Below are 20,028 nucleotides of genomic sequence, written 5' to 3'. Positions count from 1 at the left end.
GCCTCCATCAGGCTTTCAACCGCGCTTCTGCGCCGACAGCGGCACCGCGCGTACCGAGGCGCCGGCCGACAGGCGCAGGCGCTTGGCAGTCAGCGGATCGACCACCAGGGTGCCGGCGGCGGCCCGCGCCGGCGCGGCGGTGATGCGACAGTCTTCGCGCTTGCGGTTGTGGATCAGGTAGGGCTCGGCGTCGTCGCCGGGAGTGCCCACCGCCAGCACCAGGTTCTGGCTCTCGGCGATGGCGCGGATCTTGTCGGTCTCGGCCTCGATCGCCGGGCCGGCGTCGAAGATGTCGACGTAGCCCTGGTAGCTGAAGCCCTCGGCCTTGAGCATGGCCAGCGCCGGCTCGGTGTTCGGATGGACGCGGCCGATCACCCCGCGCGCCTCCTCGGAGAGGAAGCAGGTATAGAGCGGGAACTTCGGCATCAGCTCGGCGATGAAGGCCTTGTTGCCGACCCCGGTGAGGTAGTCGGCCTGGGAGAATTCCATCTTGAAGAAGTGCCGGCCGAGGCTTTCCCAGAATGGCGAACGCCCCTCCTCGTCGGACATGCCGCGCATCTCGGCGATCAGCTTGTCGCCGAACAGGTGGCGGAATTCGGCGATGAACAGGAAGCGCGCGCGCGACAGCAGCTTGCCGTTGAGGCCGCTGCGGTGGTCGGCGTGGAGGAACAGCGAGCACAGCTCGGAATTGCCGGTCAGGTCGTTGGCCAGGAACAGCGTGGGGATCTCGCGATGGATGTTGAGTTCCTGCGAGGCGCTCACGGTGAGGCCGACCCGGTAGTTGTACCAGGGTTCGCGAAGCCCCACCGCTCCGGCGATGGCGGAGATGCCGACGACCTTGCCGGCGTCGTCCTCGAGGACGAACAGGTAGTCGGCGTCGCCGCGTTCGGCCTCGCCGCGGAAGGCCTTCTCGGCCCAGCTGACGCGATGCTGCAGGCGCTGCTCGTTGGCCGGCAGGGTGGTCAGACCGGTACCGGTGCTGCGCGCCAGCTCGATCAGGGCCGGCAGGTCGGCGCTGGTAACAGGACGTACGATCATGACTGGCTCCTTCAGACCGCTACCAGGCGCACGCTGGCGCCTTCGCCGACGCCCAGGGCCTCGGCGGCTTCAACACTCAGGGCCACCGGCTTGCCGGGCGCCCAGTCCAGGTCCAGCACGACCGCGCGGAAGTCCTGCAACTGGCCGTTGGTGACCAGGTATGGACGCCCGCTCTTCGGCGCCTCGCCGATCTTCACCGGAACCACCCGGCTCTGGGCGATCGAGCGAATCCCCGAGGTACGCGCGTGCAGGGTCGGGCCGCCATCGAAGATGTCGATGTAGTTGTCGGTCTCGAAGCCTTCGCGCATCAGGATATCGAAGGTGATCTGCGCTCGCGGGTGGACCTGGCCCATGGACTCCTGGGCGGCATCCGGCAACAGTGGCACATAGATCGGATAGTGCGGCATCAGTTCGGCGAGGAAGGTGCGGCTCTTCAGCCCGGAGAGCTTTTCCGCCTCGATGTAGTTCAGGTCGAAGAAGTTGCGCCCGACCGCGTTCCAGAACGGCGATTCGCCCTGCTCGTCGCTGTAGCCGACGATCTCCACCACCACCGCGTCGGCGAAGCGCTCCGGATGGCTGGCCATGAACAGCAGGCGACCGCGCGAGTTGAGTTCGGCATAGACGCTCTGCACCAGGTCGCGCTGTACGTAGAAACTGGTCAGCAGGCTGTTGCCGGTAAGGTCGTGGCACAGCGAGAGGACATGGATCTTGTTGTGGATCGACAGCGAGCGCGAGGCGTGCACGAAGGTTTCGTTGCGGAAGCTGTAGAACGGTTCCGAGAACCCGGCCGAGGCGACGATCGCCGAGCAGCCGACCAGCTCGCCGCTGGCGCTGTCCTCGAGGACGAAGAAATAGCTTTCCTCGCCGTTGTAGCTTACCTCCGCGGCGAACGAGGCCTCGGAAGCGAGGATCTTGTCGCGCAGGCGTTCGGCGTCATCCGGCAAGGACGTGACGCCTACCGGGCTGTCCGCCGCCAGACGCTGCACCTGTGGCAGGTCGGCCGCTTGGGCGGGGCGCATCACCAACATGGCGTCACTCCTTTCTCAGACAACGATGATTGCCGCATCCATGCGCGGGACCGCGGCACCTTCCTGTGCCACGGTTTCGAACGTCCAGCAGGGAAGATCCCGCGCCACGCACGGCGGCACGGTTCCCGGCTCCGGCGCGGGCCGCTCCGGGATGTCGCATCGGGTACCCCGGCCTGCGCCGGGGCTCCGTGGGTTCGCTCAGCCGCGGACCAGCTTGGCCACGGCGCGCTCGAAGCGCTCCAGGCCTTCGTCGATCTCGGCGTCGTCGATCACCAGGCTCGGCGCGAAGCGCACCACGTCCGGGCTGGCCTGGAGCACCATGACCGCCTCTTTCTCGGCGGCGTTGAGCACATCCCTGGCCTTGCCCTTCCACTCGTCGGTCAGCGCCGCGCCGATCAGCAGGCCCATGCCGCGAATCTCGCCGAAGATGCCGTACTCCTGGCCGATCTTCTGCAGGCGGGACTTGAAGCGCTCATGCTTGGCCTTCACGCCATCCAGCACTTCCGGGGTATTGATCACGTCCAGCGCCGCCTCGGCCACCGCCGACGCCAGCGGGTTGCCGCCGTAGGTGGTGCCGTGGGTGCCGACCGACAGGTGCTTGGCGATCTCGCCGGTGGTCAGCATCGCACCGATAGGGAAGCCGCCGCCCAGGCTCTTGGCGCTGGAGAGGATGTCCGGGACCACGCCGTAGTGCATGTAGGCGAACAGCTCGCCGACCCGGCCCATGCCGCTCTGGACCTCGTCGAAGACCAGCAGCGCGTTGTGCTCGTCGCACAGCTTGCGCGCCCCTTCCAGGTAGGCCTGCTGCGCCGGCAGCACGCCGCCCTCGCCCTGGATCGGTTCCAGCACCACGGCGCAGGTCTTGTCGGAGATCGCCGCCTTCAGCGCTTCCAGGTCGTTGTAGGGAACGTGGGTGATACCCTCGAACTTGGGCCCGAAGCCATCGGAATACTTCGGCTGGCCGCCGACGTTGACGGTGAACAGGGTGCGCCCGTGGAAGCTGTTGCTGGCGGCGATGATCTCGTACTTCTGCGGGCCGTAGACATCGTTGGCGTAGCGGCGAGCCAGCTTGAAGGCCGCCTCGTTGGCTTCGGCGCCGGAGTTGGCGAGGAACACCCGCTCGGCGAAGGTGGCGTCCACCAGCTTGCGCGCCAGGCGCAAGGCCGGCTCGTTGGTGAAGACGTTGGAAACGTGCCAGATGCGCTGGGCCTGCTCGGTGAGCGCCTTGACCAGCGCCGGATGCGCGTGGCCCAGGGAGGTCACGGCGATGCCGCCGGCGAAATCGATCAGTTCGCGGCCGCTCTGGTCCCAGACGCGCGATCCCTCGCCTCGCACCGGAATGAAGGCGGCGGGGGCGTAGTTGGGGACCATATACCGGTCGAAATCGGCACGTTCTACCTGCGCATGGGGAGCGGACATCGGTGTTTCTCCTGCCTGAAGGCGGCTATCGATGAAAGGATTGTAGGGATTGGGACCGGGCCGGCATTGCCGCCATGCGACAACTTGTTATAGCGCCAACCCGGGAATTTCCGCGGCTTTCGGAAATGCGACAGAAAGCATCGGGAAGGCGCAGTGTAAACGCGCGATGCACTCGGGTGCATACTTCTTCTACGCCGCCCCGCGGGCGGGAACAGCAGGGAAACAAGCCATGCCCATCGAGGGAATCGACTACCGTCTCGTCTTCGCCTCCGACGTCAATCCGCGCGACGGCCTCGGCCTGGAGTGCTGGCGCGGCGAACAGCCGCTGTTCGAGGTCTTTCGCGACGACGCCGGCCGGCGTTTCGTGGTCAACCTGTTCGCCAGCGACGTTCCGCTGGAACTGCTGGAGACGATCATTCCGACGGCCCGTCGCGAACTCGGCGACTTCCCGAGGCGATCCGCCTCCCGGGGCGTCGCAAAGCCCGGCTGAAACCGCCGCGCCGTTGGCGATCAGCCGCGTTCGACGGGAGTGAAGGTCGTCTCGAAGGCGCTGCCGCCGCGCCGCTGGTTGCGGTCCTCGCGCGGAGTGACGCCGAAGAAGTTGCGGTAGGCGCTGGAGAAATGCGGCCCGGAAGAGAAACCGCAGGACAGGCCGATCTGGATGATCGACTTGCTGGTCTGCATCAGCATCTGCCGCGCGCGGTTCAGGCGCAGCTCCAGGTAGTACTGGCTGGGTACGCGGTTCAGGTATTGCTTGAAGATCCGTTCCAACTGGCGCCGCGAAACACACACATGCTGGGCGATTTCGTCGGTGGTCAGTGGCTCCTCGATATTGGCTTCCATCAGCAGTACCGCCTGGGTCAGCTTCGGATGGCTGGAGCCGAGGCGATTCTTCAGCGGGATGCGCTGGCGCTCGTTGCCTTCGCGAATGCGCTCCACCACCAGCTCTTCCGAGACCGCGCCGGCCAGTTCAGCGCCATGGTCGCGGGACAGCAGCGCCAGCAGCAGGTCGAGTACCGCCATGCCGCCGCAGGCGGTCATGCGGTCGCGATCCCACTCGAACAGGTGATTGGTGGCGATGACCTTGGGGAAGCGCTCGGTGAAGTCATCGTGCCAACGCCAGTGCACCGCGGCGCGATAGCCGTCGAGCAGGCCGAGCTGGGCCAGCGGGTAGATGCCGGCGGACAGCGCGCCGATCGCCGCTCCCGAACGCGCCAGTTGCTTGAGCGCCAGGCCCAGCGCTGGCGACACCGCCGCCGGCGCCTCGTCGGCGACCAGGAACAGCCGCGAGCATTGCTCCAGCCTGCCGTTCCAGGCCGTTCCCGGCAGGCGCCAGCCCTCCTCTTCGGCCGGCGCTTCGGCGAGCAGGAACAGCGGCTCGTAGAGCGCCTCGGGGTGCAACCGCCGGGCCGCCCGCAGGGCTTCCTCGGCAAGCGATAGCGTCAGCGCGCGGGTGGCGGGCCAGAGGAGGAAACCGATGCGTTGGGGTTGGGCAGTCATGGGAGCAGCTTAGCCGGCCTCTGCGATGAATGTTACTTGAGGCTGCCGGAGAGGAACTGCTTGAGGCGGTCCGACTGCGGGTTGGCGAGGACTTCCTTCGGGCAGCCGTGTTCCTCGACCAGGCCCTTGTGCAGGAACACCAACTGGTTCGACACCTCGCGGGCGAAACCCATCTCGTGGGTCACCACCACCATGGTGCGGCCTTCCTGGGCCAGGTCCTGCATGACCTTCAGCACTTCGCCCACCAGTTCGGGGTCGAGCGCCGAGGTCGGCTCGTCGAACAGCATCACTTCCGGCTCCACCGCCAGCGCCCGGGCGATCGCCACGCGCTGCTGCTCGCCGCCGCTCATGTGCGCCGGGTAGGCGTCCTTGCGGTGCGCCACGCCGACCTTGGCCAGGTAGTGCTCGGCCTTCTCGATGGCTTCCTTCTTCGACACGCCGAGCACATGCACGGGCGCCTCGATGACGTTCTCCAGGGCGCTCATGTGCGACCACAGGTTGAAATGCTGGAACACCATCGACAGGCGCGAGCGCATGCGCTGCAACTGGCGGGAGTCGGCGGCCTTCAGCGCGCCGTCGCGGCCGGGCACCAGCTTCAGCTCCTCGCCGTTGAGCAGGATCTTGCCGGCGTGCGGCTGTTCCAGCAGGTTTATGCAGCGCAGAAAGGTGCTCTTGCCGGAACCGCTCGAGCCGATGATGCTGATCACGTCGCCCGCTTTCGCCGCCAGCGAGACGCCCTTGAGCACCTCGTGGCTACCGTAGCGCTTGTGCAGGTCTTGGACTTCCAGTTTGTACATGTGTGTGTTCTCGGCTAATCAGTCGCTGAGCAAGCGTCCCTGACGGATCGGTTGACGACCGGCCACCTTGGCCAGCCAGAGTCCCGGCTGCGCGTAGCGCATCCGTTCGATGGCGAAAAGCACGCCGGAAACCCCGGCGCACACGGTGCTGGCACGGTCGGCCAGGGGATCGATGACCTGGAACAGCGGTTCGCCCGCCTCCACCCATTCGCCCGGCCGGCGCAGGAAACTCACCACGCCGGTATGCGGGGCGTGGACGTATTCGGTGCCCTCGAAGGGCAAGCCTTCGCAGCAGGCTTCGGGCGCCGCCGGCCATTCGCCCTCGACGAAGCCCTGCTCGGCGAGGAAGGCCAGGATCGCCGCGGCGTTGGCCTCGGCCTGCTGCACGGTGGTGTCGGCCTGGCCGCCGAGTTCGACGGTGGTCGCCAGGCAGGCCAGCGGCAGCTCGGCGCGCGGATACAGGCGCGACAGGCGCAGCCACGGCACCGAGCAGGCCTCGTCGAAGGAACCGCCGCCGGACTCCTCGGCGAGCAGCCCGACGGCGGCGCCCAGGCGTGCGGCCAGGGAGGCGAAGGCGGGCCATTGCTGCGGCAGGGTATAGAGATGGATGGCGGCCTCGAAGTCGCAATGCAGGTCGAGCACCAGGTCGGCGTCGCAGGCGTGGCGATAGAGCACGCGCTGCATGCCCTCCAGTTCCGAGGTCGCCGGCGGCAGGGCGTCCAGCGCCGCGCGCAGGGCCTGGCGGACCAGCGCGACATTGGCCGCCGGATCGCTGCCGAGACGCTCGCCGACGCTGTCGATCACCGCGTCCAGCAGGTCGGGGAAATCGCGATTGAAGTTGCGCCCGCTGCTCATTTCGAAGCGCCCCTGGTGCAGCGCCTGGATCATCTGCCCGAGACCGACCGGATTGGCCACCGGCACCAGCTCGACGGTGCCGCGCAGGCGGCCTTCCGCCTCCAGCAGGCGCAACCGCTGCTTCAGCTCCCAGGCGGTGCGCATGCCCGGCAGCTCGTCGGCGTGCAGGCTGGACTGGATGTAGACCTTGCGCGCGCCGCAGCCGAAGCGGAACACGCTCAGGCGCTTCTCGCTTCCCAGGGTGCTCCACGGCAGCAGGTGGTCGATACGCTCCATGCGGTCCTCCGGATCAGGATTTGCGCGGCGCCAGGTAGGCCAGCCAGCGGCGCTCGGCAAGCTTGAACAGGCGCACCAGGATGAAGGTCAGGCACAGGTAGAACAGGCCAGCGGTGATGAACGCCTCGAACGGCAGGTAGTACTGCGAGTAGACGGTCCGCGCGGCGCCGGTGATGTCCACCAGGGTGACGATGGACGCCAGGCTGGTGGTCTGCAGCATCATGATCACTTCGTTGCTGTACTGCGGCAGGGCGCGCCGCAGTGCCGACGGCAGGAGGATGCGGCGGTACATCTTCAGGCGCGACATGCCCATCGCCTTGGCCGCCTCGATCTCGCCATGGGGCGTGGCCTTCAGGCTGCCGGCGAGGATCTCGGCGGTATAGGCGCTGGTGTTGATGGCGAACGCCAGGCAGGCGCAGAAGGAGGCGTTCGACAACCAGGGCCACAGCGCGCTCTCGCGCACCGCGTCGAACTGCGCCAGGCCGTAGTAGATCAGGAACAGCTGGACCAGCATCGGCGTGCCGCGGATCACGTAGGTATAGAGCCAGGCCGGGAAGTTCACCAGCGGCTGCTTGGAGACCCGCATCAGCGCTAGCGGCACCGCCAGCAGCAGGCCGATCAGCAGGGAGATCGAGAGCAGCTTGAGGGTAACCAGCAGGCCGTCGAAATAGAGCGGAAGGCTGTCCCAGATGACGGAGAAATCGAAGATCACGATAGGGCCCCTTGACTCACAGTTCCGCGGTTTTCACGCCGACCGAATAGCGGCGTTCGAGCAGGCGCAGCAACAGCAGCGACACGCTGGTCACCAGCAGGTACAGGCCGGCCACGGCGAGGTAGTAGGTGAACGGCTCGCGGGTCGCATCGGAGGCCTGCTTGGCCTTGAACATCATGTCCTGCAGGCCGACCACGGAAATCAGCGCGGTGGCCTTGACCAGCACCAGCCAGTTGTTGGTGAAGCCGGGGATCGCCAGGCGGATCATCTGCGGCACCTGGATGCGGAAGAACACCTGGCGGTGGCTCATGCCGTAGGCGTAGCCGGCCTCGCCCTGCCCCTTGGGAATCGCCATGAAGGCGCCGCGGAAGGTCTCCGAGAGATAGGCGCCGAAGATGAAGCCGAGGGTGCCGACGCCGGACACGAAGGGATTCAGGTCGATGTAGTCGTCGTAGCCGAGTTGCGGGGCGACCCAGTTCAGCAGGCCCTGGCCGCCGTAGAAGATCAGCAGGATCAGCACCAGGTCGGGGATGCCGCGCACTACCGTGGCGTACAGGTCGCCGCACCAGGCCAGCCAGCGCACCGGCGACAGGCGGAAGGCCGCGCCCAGCAGGCCGAGGACGATGGCCAGGAGCATGGAAAGCAGGGCCAGCTGGAGAGTCAGCCAGGCGCCATCGACGATGGTCGCACCGTAGCCAGTGATCATCAAAACGGTACCTCTATGCAGCTAATGCAGCGCTAAAGCAGTGGCGTCCAGTCAATAAAAAAGTGGCACAAACAGCGCGAGGCGTCGCGGACGTTTGTGCCACCTCTGACGGATAGCGTCAGTTCGAACCGTAGACGTCGAAGCTGAAGTACTTGTCCTGGATCTGCTTGTACTTGCCGTTGGCGCGCAGCGCGTCGATGGCCGCGTTGAACTTGCCGGCCAGCTCGCTATCGCCCTTGCGCACGGCGATGCCGACGCCTTCGCCGAAGTACTTGGCATCGGTCAGTTGCGGACCGACGAAGGCGTAGCCCTTGCCGGCATCGGTCTTGAGGAAGCCGTCCTCGAGGTTCACCGAGTCGGCGACCACCGCGTCGAGGCGACCGGCCACCAGGTCCATGTTGGCTTCCTGCTGGGAGTTGTAGCGCACCACTTCGACGCCGGCCGGGGTCAGTTCGGCGGAGGCGTAGCGGTCGGCGGTACTGCCACGCAGCACGCCGGCCTTCTTGCCCTTCAGGTCGGCCTTGGGATCGTTGAGGCTGGCGCCTTCCTTCATCACGAAGCGCGCCGGGGTGTTGTAGTACTTGTTGGTGAAGTCGACCGAACGCTTGCGCTCGTCGGTGATGGTCATCGACGAGAGGATCGCATCGATCTTGCGCACCTTGAGTGCCGGGATCAGGCCGTCGAACTCCTGCTCGACCCACTTGCACTGCACCTTCATCTCTTCGCAGAGGGCATTGCCGATATCCACGTCGAAGCCTGCCAACTGGCCGTCCGGGGTCTTCAGCGAGAACGGCGGGTAGGCCGCCTCGATGCCGATGCGCACCGGCTTGTCGGCGGCGAAAGTGGGCAGGGAGAGCACGGACAGCGCCAGGGCGCCGAGAAGTGCGAGCTTCTTCATCTGGAACTCCTTCGAAGGGGATGGCATCGATTGGCAGGAGAAATAGAACCTTGCCCAGGCTGCCGACGGATATGCGTGATCACCGGCTCTTGCGCATGGCGCCTTCTCGTGGACAGGGCGCCAGCTGGGGTGAGCGGCATTCTAGCGACAGGCCGAAAGTGGTTATTTCTTCAATGCGACAACTAATTATAAAAGCACCGAAGAGGGCATTCGGCGATATTGACAGGCAGCGACATTTGTGCCCGGAAAGCGCGAAGTGTAATCAATGAGTAAAGCAAATCTCAAGCCATAAATTGCCAATTCCTTCTCCTTCAATGGCTTGGCCGCTACGACTCACCTCGACTGCTACCCCGTGTCGCACCTTGGCTGTGCGTGGCGTTTCCTCTCGCCCCAATTATGCGCAGGCGCGCATCACCGAAGTGTTACCGCCGCCCCATTCCCGGCGCGAGCCCATTCGAAACGCCCTCCTCCTCGGCCCGCGCCAAATGAAAGACCCCGCGCGGCTCGCACCGCGCGGGGTCGTTTCGGATCAGGCGGAAGTCAGGCGGCCTGCATCGAGCGATGGGTCTCGATCAGGTGCTGGACCACGCCCGGGTCGGCAAGGGTGGAGATGTCGCCGAGGGTGTCGTACTCGGCCGCGGCGATCTTGCGCAGGATGCGCCGCATGATCTTGCCCGAACGGGTCTTCGGCAGTCCCGGCGCCCACTGGATCACATCCGGCGTGGCGATCGGACCGATCTCGCGGCGAACCCATTGCTTCAGCTCCTGGCGCAGCGCCTCGCTCGGCTCGACCCCGGAGTTGAGGGTGACGTAGACATAGATGCCCTGCCCCTTGATGTCGTGCTGCATGCCGACCACCGCCGCCTCGGCGACCTTCGGGTGGGCGACCATCGCGCTTTCCACCTCGGCGGTGCCCATGCGGTGGCCGGAGACGTTGAGCACGTCGTCGACCCGCCCGGTGATCCAGTAGTAGCCGTCCTCGTCGCGGCGCGCGCCGTCGCCGGTGAAGTACATGCCCTTGAAGGTCTTGAAGTAGGTGTCGACGAAGCGGTCATGGTCGCCGAACAGGGTCCGCGCCTGGCCCGGCCAGGAGTCGAGGATCACCAGGTTGCCCTCGGCGGCGCCCTCGATCAGGTTGCCGAGATTGTCCACCAGTGCCGGTACCACGCCGAAGAACGGCTTGGCTGCAGAGCCCGGCTTCATCGCGTGGGCGCCCGGCAGCGGGGTCATCAGGCAGGCGCCGGTCTCGGTCTGCCACCAGGTGTCGACGATCGGGCAGCGCGACTGGCCGACGGTCTCGTAGTACCACTGCCAGGCTTCCGGGTTGATCGGCTCGCCCACCGAACCGAGCAGACGCAGGCTGGAACCGTCGGCACCGGCCACCGCCGCCTTGCCTTCGGCCATCATCGCGCGGATCGCGGTCGGCGCGGTGTAGAGGATGTTGACCTTGTGCTTGTCGATGATTTTCGCCACGCGGGTCACGTCGGGGTAGTTCGGCACGCCCTCGAACAGAATGGTGGTGGCGCCGTTGGCCAGCGGGCCATAGACGATGTAGGTGTGGCCGGTGACCCAGCCGATGTCGGCGGTGCACCAGTAGACTTCGCCCGGACGGTAGTCGAAGACCCGCTCGTGGGTCAGCGAGGCGTACACCAGGTAGCCGCCGGTGGTATGCAGCACGCCCTTCGGCTTGCCGGTGGAGCCGGAGGTGTAGAGGATGAACAGCGGGTCCTCGGCGCCCATTTCCTTGGGTGCGCAAGTGCTGCCGGCAACCTTCATCAGGTCGTCGTACCAGACGTCGCGGTGCTGGTTCCACTTGATCTCCGCACCGGTACGCTTGCAGACGATGATCTTCTGCACGCTGGAGGTTTCCGGGTTGGTCAGGGCGTCGTCGACATTGGCCTTCAGCGGAGTGCGCTTGCCGCCGCGCACGCCTTCGTCGGCGGTGATCACCACCTTCGACTTGCAATCGATGATGCGTCCTGCCAGGGCCTCGGGGGAGAAGCCGCCGAAGACCACCGAGTGGATCGCGCCGATGCGGGTGCAGGCGAGCATGGCGACCACGGCCTCGGGGATCATCGGCATGTAGATGGTCACTACGTCGCCGCGGTGCACGTCCTGCCCGCGCAGGGCGTTGGCGAACTTGCAGACCTGCTCGTGGAGCTGGCGGTAGGTGATTTCCTGGTGGTCGGCGGGATCGTCGCCTTCCCAGATGATCGCCACCTGGTCGCCGCGTTCGGCGAGGTGACGGTCGAGGCAGTTGTGCGACACGTTGAGGGTGCCGTCGGCGAACCACTTGATGTCCACGTGATGGTCGTCGAAGGAGGTCTGCTTGACCTTCTCGAACGGCTTGATCCAGTCGATCCGCTGGGCCTGCTCGCGCCAGAAGCCGTCGGGGTTGACGACGGACTGCTGGTACATCGTCTTGTAGGTGGCTTCGTCGGTGAAGGTCCGTGCCACCGCTTCCGGGTGCACGGGGTACAGGGATGCCGCAGACATGGCTTTAACCTCGGTACGTGAGTGTTGTTTTTGTTGTGCCCAGTTGTAGCGAGCGCACACCCCACGAACCATACGACCATGGTCTTACCACTGCGCGACAGCGCCGATAGTAGCTATAAGCCGCGCCGATCGTAGCCTTGCGCCAGCGGCGGAGCGCGTCCCGCGCCCCGCCGCCGCGACCTCAGCTCATGCCCAGCAGGCCCGGCAGCCACAGCGAGATCAACGGCACGTAGGTCACCAGGATCAGGAACAGCAGCAGGATCATCAGCCACGGCAGCGCCGCGCGGATGGTCGCCCCCAGCGGCATGCCGGTGACCGCCGAAGTGACGAACAGGTTGAGGCCGACCGGCGGGTGTACCAGGCCGATCTCCATGTTCACCACCATGACGATGCCCAGGTGGATCGGGTCGATGCCCAGCTTCATGGCGATGGGGAAGAAGATCGGCGCCAGGATCAGCACGATCGCCGAGGGCTCCATGAAGCTGCCGGCGACCAGCAGCACCACGTTGACCATCAGCAGGAAGCCGATCGGGGTCAGGCCTTCCTGCACCACCCATTCGGTGATCTGCTGGGGGATCTGCTCGGTGGTCAACACGTGGGCGAAGAGCATGGCATTGGCGATGATGAACATCAGCATGATGCTCAGCCGCCCCGACTCCAGCAGCACCTTGGGACAGTCGCGCAGGCGCATGTCCTTGTACACGAACAGCGCGACGAAGGCCGAATACACCGCCGCCACCGCCGCCGCCTCGGTGGGGGTGAACAGCCCGGAATAGATGCCGCCGAGGATGATCACCAGCAACAACAGGCCCCAGCCTGCACGGCGTGCGGCGGCCAGCCACTCGCGGAAGCTGGCGCGCGGCTGCGCCGGCAGCTTCTTGACCCGCGCGACGATGTAGATCACCACCATCAGGATCACCCCGAGCAGCAGCCCCGGAACCACCCCGGCGACGAACAGCTTGCCCACCGAGGTCTCGGTGGCGGCGGCGTAGACCACCATCACGATCGATGGCGGGATGAGGATGCCCAGGGTCCCGGCATTGCAGATGATCCCCGCGCCGAAGGCGCGCGGATAGCCGGAGCGGACCATGCCGGCCACAGCGATCGAGCCGACCGCCGCCACTGTCGCCGGCGACGAACCGGACAGCGCGGCGAACAGCATGCAGGCAAGCACCGCAGCGATCGCCAGGCCGCCGCGGATATGCCCGACGCAGGCATTGGCGAAGTCGATCAGGCGCCGCGCCACGCCACCGGTGGTCATGAACGCGCCGGAGAGCAGGAAGAACGGGATCGCCAGCAGGGTGTAGGCCTCGGAGGTCTCGAACAGCTTGATCGCCAGCGAGCGCACCGAATCCGGGCTGAACAGCAGGATCGTCAGGGCGCCGGACAGCCCCAGGGAGATGGCGATGGGCACGCCGATGAACATGAACAGGAACAGCAGCAGGAACAGGATCAGCACGGTCATGGACGGTTCTCCCCGGCCTCTTCGCCGGCCAGTTTGGAGGCCTCGGCGGCCTCGTCGGCGAGGCCCAGCCCGAGCTGGCGACCGCGCAACAGGTTGACGAGGATTTCCAGGTAGCGCAGCAGCACCAGGCCGAAGCCGACCGGCACCACCACCGCGATGTAGGCCTGGAGGATGCCGAAGTGGTCGAGGTCCTCGGCGCCGATGCCGGCGACGAACAGGGTCTTCACCCAGTCGTAGCTGGCGACCATGAACAGCCCGGCGTAGCCCAGGCAGCAGAGGCAGGCGAGTATCCCGATCAGGCGCTGCAAGGGACGCGGCGCCAGGCGCACCAGGGCATCCACCCCGAGGTGGCCGGCGGTGCGTACGCCGTAGGCGATGCCGAGGAAGATCAGCCAGCCGAACAGCGCCTTGGTCAGCGCGTTGCTCCAGGACATATCCTGGGCTACCCCGAGGATCGCGTCGCCCATCGAGTACAGCGGAGCCCGCAGTGTCGGCAGGCGGTCGCCGAGGTCGTAGAACAGGGTGAAGACGTTGGTCATCACCACATAGAGGAAGGTCACCAGCGTCATCGCCGCCAGCAGGAAGGCGATAGCGCCCTCCTCGAAGCGGTTCCAGACGCGCACGAGTCGATTCATCGCAGCGTTCTCCACAATGCCCCGCCCGGCCGGGCGGGGCCGGACGGGTCAATCGGGACGGTTGGAAGCTTCGGCGGCCTGGAGCAGATCGGCACCGACATTGCCGCGGAATTTCTGCCATACCGGCTGCATCGCCTGGCGCCAGTCGGCGCGCTGCTGCGGGCTCAGGGTATGGATCTCGCTGGCGCCACTGGCGAGGATGCGCTGGCGGGCGTCGCGGTTGAGGCGCTCGGCCTCGAGGTTCACCTGCACGGTGACCTCGTCCATGATCCGCTGCAGTTCTTCGCGGATGTCCGCCGGAAGGCCATTCCAGAACTTCGCGTTGGTGATCACCATGTAGTCCACCAGGCCGTGGTTGGACTCGGTGAAATACTTCTGTACCTCGTTGACCTTCTGGCTCTCGTAGTTCGACCAGGTGTTCTCGGTGCCATTCACCACGCCGGTCTGCAAGCCCTGGTAGACCTCGGCGAAGGACATCTTCCGGGAGATCGCGCGGAGCTGGCGGAACTGCTCGTTGAGCACGTCGGACGCCTGCACGCGGAATTTCAGCCCGCGCGCGTCTTCCGGCTCCAGCAACGGGCGATTGGCGGAGAGCTGCTTCATCCCGTTGTGCCAGTAGGCCAGGCCGAGGATGCCCTTGCCCTGCATGCTGGTCAGCAAGGCGCGCCCCTGCGGGCTGCGCTGGAAGCGGTCGACCGCCTGGATGTCGTCGAAGAGGAACGGCAGGTCGAAGATCTGCACCTTGCGCGTGTACTGCTCGAACTTGGCCAGGGACGGCGCCAGCATCTGCACGTCGCCCAGCAGCAGCGCCTCCATTTCCTTGCCGTCGCCGAACAGCGACGAGTTGGGATAGACGTCTACCTCGACCCGGCCGCCCAGGCGCTGTTCGACGAGTTTCTTGAACAGCAGCGCGCCCTGGCCTTTGGGCGTGTTTTCCGCGACCACGTGGGAGAACTTGATGACGATCGGCTGCGCGGCATTCGCCAGGGAGGAGCCACCGATCGCCAGGGCGCACAACAGCGCCCGTACCATCGTCTTGAACATTTCGTGACCTCAGATTGTTGTTGTGCTTTCGAGGTATCGACGAGCCTGACGCAGCCGGCGCGTTCGGAGAATTCGCCATTGCTCAAGCCCGCGTTCGCGTCTGTCGAACGCGTTCAGCCACCCTCCCCGGCCCGCTCCAGCAGGCGTCGCGCGCGCCCCAGCACCGGCGCGTCGACCATCTCGCCGTCGACCACGAAGACGCCGGCACCGGAGGCGCCGGCCTCTGCCACCCGACGCGCCCACTCCAGTTCCGCGGGACTCGGCATCAATGTCTGGTGGATCGGCTCGACCTGGCTCGGATGGATGCACAGCAACCCGCCGAAGCCCATGTCGCGAGCGAAGCGCACTGCCTCGACCAGTCCGGCACGGTTCTGGATCGCCGGATAGACGCCGTCCAGCGGCGGCGCCAGGCCTGCCAGGCGCGTTTGCAGGAGCAGTGCGTAACGGGCGTGACCGAGAATCTGTTCGGCGGCGTTGCTGCCGCTGTTGAGATCGAGGTCCAGGGCCAGGTCGAGGCTGCCGAAGGACAGCCGCTCGACCCCCGCGGCGGCGGCGATCTCGCCCAGCGCGGCAAGGCCGCGGGCACTCTCGACGATGGGCCAGACCGGCTTGCCGCTGGCCACGGCGGCGTAGCGCACCTGGGCGGCGCTCTCCACTTTCGGCAGGAGCAGGCCGATCACTCCGGCGTGGTCGCGGCACAGCGCCAGGTCGTCGGCATGCCCGGGATGCTCCGCCGCGTTGATCCGCACCAGCACCCGGGCTTCCGGCGTATCGACGAGGAAACGCCGGAGATTGGCCCGCGCCTCGACCTTCAGCCCCTCCTCCACCGCATCCTCGAGGTCGACGATGACCCGGTCGGCGCCGCTGGCAAGGGCCTTGGGGATCCGCTCCGGGCGGGTCGCCGGGACGAACAGCGCGCTGCGCACGATCTGTCGGTTCATGTCCGCCTCCTCATACCGTTCCGGTCGCGCGCAGGCGCTGGATATCGGCCGCGGTACAGCCCAGTTCGGCAAGCAGCGCGTCGCTGTCGCCGCCCAGCCCCGGCACCGCATCCATGCGCGGAACGAAGGCGCTGCTGCTGGCCGGCGGCAACAACGCCGGCAGGCGCCCGGCCGGGCTGTCGATGGAGGTCCAGCGTTGCCGCGCCTGTAACTGCGGGTGCGCCCAGACCCCGGCCATGTCGTTGACGTGGGCGTTGGCGATCTGCGCCTGTTCCAGGCGCGCCACCACCTCGGCGGCCGGCAAGGCGGCGAAGGCTTCGACGATCAGCGCACGCAGCTCCTCGCGGTTGGCCGAGCGCTTGAAGTTCGCCGAGAAGCGTTCGTCGTCGGCCAGCTCCGGGCGGCGCAGGACCTTGTCGCAGAAGGCCCGCCACTCGCGCTCGTTCTGCAGGCCGAGCATCACTGTGCCGCCGTCGCCGGCGGGGAATGGCCCATAGGGGTAGATGGTCGAGTGCGAAGCGCCGGCGCGCGGCGGCGGCGGCGCGTCCTGGTAGGCGTAGTACATCGGGTAGCCCATCCACTCCACCAGGCTCTCCAGCATCGACACGTCGATGCGGCTGCCCTCGCCGGTGCGCTCGCGCAGCAGCAGGGCCGAAAGGATGCTGCTGTAGGCGTACATGCCGGCGGCGATATCGGCGATCGAACAGCCGGCCTTGGCCATCTCGTTCGGCCCGGCGCCGCCGGTCACCGAAAGGAAGCCGCCCTCGCTCTGGATCAGCAGGTCGTAGGCCTTCTTCTTCTCGTAGGGACCGCCTTCGCCGTAGCCGGAGATATCGCAGACGATCAGTCGCGGGAAGCGCTCGCGCAACGCCTCGTAGGACAGGCCCAGGCGCGCGGCGGCGCCCGGCGCGAGGTTCTGCACCAGCACGTCGGCGCCGGCCAGCAGCTTCTCCAGCAACGGCAGCGCCTCGGCCTGCTTGAGATCGAGGCTGAGGCTCTGCTTGGAACGATTGGTCCAGACGAAGTGCGACGACAGGCCGTTGACCCGCTCGTCGTAACCGCGGGCGAAATCGCCGACGCCGGGGCGTTCGATCTTGATCACCCGCGCGCCGAGATCGGCCAGTTGGCGGGTGCAGAACGGCGCGGCGATGGCGTGCTCCAGGCTGACCACGGTGATGCCGTCGAGCGGGCGCGGTCGGTGGGATTGTGTCATGGGTCGGACTCCCTGCCCTCGTCCGTCGAAGACGAGGTGCGGCTGGTTCGGTTGATCAGATCAGCGGCGCTACGGAAGGCGCCTGGCGCAGGCCCCAGGCGCGCTGGATGAGGATTTCCGCCTCGGCGTCGGTGGCCGCGCCGGAGAACGCCAGCAGGCGGCGGAACTTATCGGCCAGTTCGTCGCGGCTGAGGGTATTGCCGGGATCGCCCTTGGGTTCGTCGATGGCGGCGGTATGGCGCCGCCCCTGGCGATCGAGTACTTCGACCCGCCCGAGCCAGCGCTGCGGATAGGCGGCATCGACATCCGGGTCCAGGCGCATCTCGACCCGCTCGCGGAACGCTGCGACCCGCGGGTCGCTCAGCGCATGCCGATGGAACTCGCCGAGGCCGGCCTTGCCGTACACGGCGATCAGGCCCAGCACGGTGCCCATGGAGAACTTCGCCTGGTGCACGGTCTGCGGCTCGACCACCCGGCCGAGCACGTCGATGGCGCCCTGGTGGACCCGCGCGGTGACCGCGGCGATCTGCGAGTGATCGAGCCCTTCGCGCTGCATCAGCGCCAGCAGCGCGTCGGCCGCGGGATGGGTATGGCGGCACGAGGCGTGGAACTTGAACGAGGTTTCCAGCAACGCCCAGCGGCTGCCGAGGCGATCCACCAGGCGCTCGGGGTCGGCGTCGCTGGACATCCCGGCGGCCATCCCCTGCTCGCCTTCGAGGATGTGTCGCGCGCCGCTCAGGCCGTCGGCGGTGAGATAGGCGGCGAGCAGCCCGTCGGCGGCGGCCTTGGCGGTATGCAACTGCTTGGAATCGGCGGCGTCGCGGAGGAACTCCCAGAGCCCGGCGGCCTGGGTTCCGGCGCTGCCGAGCAGGTCGACGAAGCGCTCGCGGTCGAAGTCCATCAGCTTGCCCACCGCCACTGCCGCGGCGAGGGTGCCGACCGTGGCAGTGGTATGGAACACCCGGTAGTGGGAACGGCCGAGGAATTCGCCGATGCGGATGCCGGCCTCGTAGCCGGCCACCGCCGCGAGGATCAGCTCGGCGCCGCTGCGGCCGAGGTCCTGGGCCGCGGCCAGGGCAGCAGGGAAGACCACCGCCGCGGGGTGCAGCACCGAGCTGTTGTGCAGGTCGTCCTGCTCCACCACGTGGGAAGCCGCGCCGTTCACCAGGGCGGCGAAATACGGCGAGCTGCGCCGCCGACTGGGCAGGATCTGCGCGCTACCGTCGGCCGGGCCCATGCGTTCGGCGTAGCGCTCGAACAATGGGATCGGATGCTGGCCCTTGCCGGCCAGCGCCGAGCCGAGCCAGTCGAGGAACAATTCTTCCATCCGCGCCAACACCGCCGGCGGCAGGTCCTGGTAGCGCAGGCCGGTGAGAAAGCCGGCGAGTTGCTGGGTGTAGTCGGTCATGACCAACGCTCTCTTGTAGTTGTCCCGAGGCACGCGGCCTACAGCGGGTTGCTCAGTTCGATCAGGTTCAGGTCGGGGTCGCGCAGGTACAGCGAGAGGATCGGCCCGCCGGCGCCGGTGCGCTGCACCGGGCCCTCGAGGATTTCCACGGCCTGCTGGCGCAGTTGCTCGGCCACCGCCTCGAGTGGCGTGGCGACGATGAAACAGAGGTCGGCGGACCCTGGCGTAGGTCGCTCGGCCTTGGGTTCGAATTCGCCCCCGGCCTGGTGCAGGTTGATCTTCTGCGCACCGAAGGCGAGGGCCTTGCGACCCGCGCCGAAGGTAACGGCGCGCATGCCCAGCACGCGGGTGTAGAAATCGATGCTGGCGTCGATGTCGCGGACGGTGAGCACCAGGTGGTCGAGACGGTCGATCTGCATGGGCGGCTCCCGCTTCAGAACGAGCGCGGCAGTTCGAGCAGGTGCTCGGCCACGTAGGACAGGATCAGGTTGGTGGAGATCGGCGCCACCTGGTACAGGCGGGTCTCGCGGAACTTGCGCTCGACGTCGTACTCGCAGGCGAAGCCGAAGCCGCCGTGGGTCTGCAGGCAGGCGTTGGCCGCCTCCCAGGAAGCTTTCGCCGCCAGGTACTTGGCCATGTTCGCGCTGGCCCCGGCGTTGAGCCCGGCGTCGTACTCCTGGCAGGCGCGCCAGCGCATCAGGTCGGCGGCCTCCACTTCGATGTGCGCCTCGGCGATGGGGAACTGCACGCCCTGGTTCTGCCCTATCGGCCGGCCGAAGACCACGCGGTCGCGGGCATAGTGGCTGGCCTTGTCGATGAACCAGCGGCCGTCGCCGATGCATTCGGCGGCGATCAGGGTGCGCTCGGCATTGAGGCCGTCGAGGATGTAGCGGAAGCCCTTGCCTTCCTCGCCGATCAGGCTATCGGCGGGGATCTCCAGGTTGTCGAAGAACAGCTCGTTGGTCTCGTGGTTGACCATGTTGGCGATCGGCTGCACGGACAGGCCCTTGCCGATGGCCTCGCGCAGGTCGACGAGGAAGATCGACATGCCTTCGGACTTGCGCTTCACCTCGGCCAGCGGCGTGGTGCGCGCCAGCAGGATCATCAGGTCGGAGTGCTGGATCCGCGAGATCCACACCTTCTGCCCGTTGATCACATAGCGGTCGCCCTTGCGCACGGCGGTGGTCTTGATCTTGGTGGTATCGGTGCCGGTGGTCGGCTCGGTCACCCCCATCGACTGCAGGCGCAGCTCGCCGCTGGCCAGCTTCGGCAGGTAGAAGCGCTTCTGCGCCTCGCTGCCGTTACGCAGCAACGTGAACATGTTGTACATCTGCCCGTGCACGGTGCCGGAGTTGCCGCCGCAGCGGTTGACTTCCTCCAGGATCACCGAGGCCTCGGCCAGGCCCAGACCGGAACCGCCGTACTCCTCCGGGATCATCGCCGAGAGCCAGCCGGCGTCGGTCAGGGCCTTGACGAAGGCCTCGGGAAAACCGCGCTGCTCATCGATGCGGCGCCAGTAGGCGGCGTCGAATTCGGCGCAGAGGGCACGTACGCCCTCGCGGATCGCGTTCAGCTCTTCGCTGTTCGGATTCATCGG

The 20,028-nt window shown here is 66.9% G+C and carries 19 protein-coding genes; 1 reads left to right on the top strand and 18 read right to left on the bottom strand.

Features of this window, described 5'->3' with window-relative positions; genetic code table 11:
* Nucleotides 1-15: 15 nt before the first annotated feature.
* The 3 genes from astA to aruC form a co-directional block, all read right to left on the bottom strand.
* On the bottom strand, nucleotides 16-1,038 hold the full coding sequence (gene astA / locus HMPREF1224_RS35185) for an arginine N-succinyltransferase (RefSeq protein WP_003112607.1): 1,023 nt from the start codon (nucleotides 1,036-1,038) through the stop codon (nucleotides 16-18).
* Nucleotides 1,039-1,049: 11 nt separating this feature from the next.
* Nucleotides 1,050-2,066: an arginine/ornithine succinyltransferase subunit alpha gene (gene aruF, locus HMPREF1224_RS35180; RefSeq protein ID WP_003085950.1), complete on the bottom strand. Its 1,017-nt coding sequence runs from the start codon at nucleotides 2,064-2,066 to the stop codon at nucleotides 1,050-1,052.
* A gap of 198 nt (nucleotides 2,067-2,264) precedes the next feature.
* A complete protein-coding gene (aruC, locus tag HMPREF1224_RS35175; protein ID WP_003085948.1) occupies nucleotides 2,265-3,485 on the bottom strand; it encodes a bifunctional succinylornithine transaminase/acetylornithine aminotransferase in 1,221 nt (406 codons plus the stop codon).
* A 166-nt stretch (nucleotides 3,486-3,651) separates the two neighbouring features.
* Between aruC and HMPREF1224_RS35170 the strand changes: the two genes are divergently transcribed.
* The gene (locus HMPREF1224_RS35170) at nucleotides 3,652-3,975 is read left to right on the top strand and encodes a hypothetical protein (RefSeq protein WP_004348302.1); all 324 of its coding nucleotides are present in this window, start codon (nucleotides 3,652-3,654) and stop codon (nucleotides 3,973-3,975) included.
* A gap of 20 nt (nucleotides 3,976-3,995) precedes the next feature.
* Here HMPREF1224_RS35170 and argR read toward each other — a convergent pair whose 3' ends face one another.
* From argR to HMPREF1224_RS35095, 15 genes are all read right to left on the bottom strand, one after another.
* Complete coding sequence (gene argR / locus HMPREF1224_RS35165) at nucleotides 3,996-4,985, bottom strand: transcriptional regulator ArgR (RefSeq protein WP_003085944.1); 990 nt, start codon at nucleotides 4,983-4,985, stop codon at nucleotides 3,996-3,998.
* A gap of 32 nt (nucleotides 4,986-5,017) precedes the next feature.
* Entirely contained in the window at nucleotides 5,018-5,782 is a 765-nt protein-coding gene (gene aotP / locus HMPREF1224_RS35160) for an arginine/ornithine transport ATP-binding protein AotP (RefSeq protein WP_003085940.1), read from the bottom strand.
* Nucleotides 5,783-5,800: 18 nt separating this feature from the next.
* Nucleotides 5,801-6,913 carry a M14 family metallopeptidase gene (locus tag HMPREF1224_RS35155; RefSeq protein ID WP_003159660.1) on the bottom strand — a complete coding sequence of 371 codons (1,113 nt, stop codon included), beginning with the start codon at nucleotides 6,911-6,913 and terminating at the stop codon, nucleotides 5,801-5,803.
* Between the two features lie 13 nt (nucleotides 6,914-6,926).
* Nucleotides 6,927-7,625: an ABC transporter permease gene (locus HMPREF1224_RS35150; protein ID WP_003085936.1), complete on the bottom strand. Its 699-nt coding sequence runs from the start codon at nucleotides 7,623-7,625 to the stop codon at nucleotides 6,927-6,929.
* Nucleotides 7,626-7,641: 16 nt separating this feature from the next.
* The gene (locus tag HMPREF1224_RS35145) at nucleotides 7,642-8,331 is read right to left on the bottom strand and encodes an ABC transporter permease (RefSeq protein WP_003085934.1); all 690 of its coding nucleotides are present in this window, start codon (nucleotides 8,329-8,331) and stop codon (nucleotides 7,642-7,644) included.
* 118 nt (nucleotides 8,332-8,449) lie between these two features.
* The gene (locus tag HMPREF1224_RS35140; protein WP_003085932.1) at nucleotides 8,450-9,229 is read right to left on the bottom strand and encodes an ABC transporter substrate-binding protein; all 780 of its coding nucleotides are present in this window, start codon (nucleotides 9,227-9,229) and stop codon (nucleotides 8,450-8,452) included.
* Nucleotides 9,230-9,769: 540 nt separating this feature from the next.
* On the bottom strand, nucleotides 9,770-11,725 hold the full coding sequence (gene acs / locus HMPREF1224_RS35135) for an acetate--CoA ligase (RefSeq protein ID WP_003110260.1): 1,956 nt from the start codon (nucleotides 11,723-11,725) through the stop codon (nucleotides 9,770-9,772).
* Between the two features lie 181 nt (nucleotides 11,726-11,906).
* Nucleotides 11,907-13,190 carry a C4-dicarboxylate TRAP transporter large permease protein DctM gene (gene dctM, locus HMPREF1224_RS35130; protein WP_003085927.1) on the bottom strand — a complete coding sequence of 428 codons (1,284 nt, stop codon included), beginning with the start codon at nucleotides 13,188-13,190 and terminating at the stop codon, nucleotides 11,907-11,909.
* The gene (locus HMPREF1224_RS35125; protein WP_003114245.1) at nucleotides 13,187-13,825 is read right to left on the bottom strand and encodes a TRAP transporter small permease; all 639 of its coding nucleotides are present in this window, start codon (nucleotides 13,823-13,825) and stop codon (nucleotides 13,187-13,189) included. The genes dctM and HMPREF1224_RS35125 overlap by 4 nt, the downstream gene beginning before the upstream one ends.
* Before the next feature lie 48 nt (nucleotides 13,826-13,873).
* Nucleotides 13,874-14,869: a TRAP transporter substrate-binding protein gene (locus HMPREF1224_RS35120; protein WP_010793884.1), complete on the bottom strand. Its 996-nt coding sequence runs from the start codon at nucleotides 14,867-14,869 to the stop codon at nucleotides 13,874-13,876.
* 113 nt (nucleotides 14,870-14,982) lie between these two features.
* Nucleotides 14,983-15,810, bottom strand: a complete 828-nt coding sequence (locus HMPREF1224_RS35115; protein ID WP_010793883.1) for an HpcH/HpaI aldolase/citrate lyase family protein — start codon at nucleotides 15,808-15,810, stop codon at nucleotides 14,983-14,985.
* 10 nt (nucleotides 15,811-15,820) lie between these two features.
* A complete protein-coding gene (locus tag HMPREF1224_RS35110; RefSeq protein ID WP_010793882.1) occupies nucleotides 15,821-17,023 on the bottom strand; it encodes a CaiB/BaiF CoA transferase family protein in 1,203 nt (400 codons plus the stop codon).
* A gap of 55 nt (nucleotides 17,024-17,078) precedes the next feature.
* On the bottom strand, nucleotides 17,079-18,431 hold the full coding sequence (locus HMPREF1224_RS35105; RefSeq protein ID WP_010793881.1) for an MmgE/PrpD family protein: 1,353 nt from the start codon (nucleotides 18,429-18,431) through the stop codon (nucleotides 17,079-17,081).
* 38 nt (nucleotides 18,432-18,469) lie between these two features.
* On the bottom strand, nucleotides 18,470-18,850 hold the full coding sequence (locus tag HMPREF1224_RS35100; RefSeq protein WP_003085915.1) for a VOC family protein: 381 nt from the start codon (nucleotides 18,848-18,850) through the stop codon (nucleotides 18,470-18,472).
* Nucleotides 18,851-18,864: 14 nt separating this feature from the next.
* Complete coding sequence (locus HMPREF1224_RS35095) at nucleotides 18,865-20,025, bottom strand: acyl-CoA dehydrogenase family protein (RefSeq protein ID WP_010793880.1); 1,161 nt, start codon at nucleotides 20,023-20,025, stop codon at nucleotides 18,865-18,867.
* Nucleotides 20,026-20,028 lie beyond the last annotated feature (3 nt).

It is taken from the genome of Pseudomonas sp. P179, assembly GCF_000478485.2.
GTDB lineage: Bacteria > Pseudomonadota > Gammaproteobacteria > Pseudomonadales > Pseudomonadaceae > Pseudomonas > Pseudomonas aeruginosa.
The sequence above is the reverse complement of the archived record's forward strand: the minus strand, read 5'-3'. Positions and strand labels throughout refer to the sequence as shown.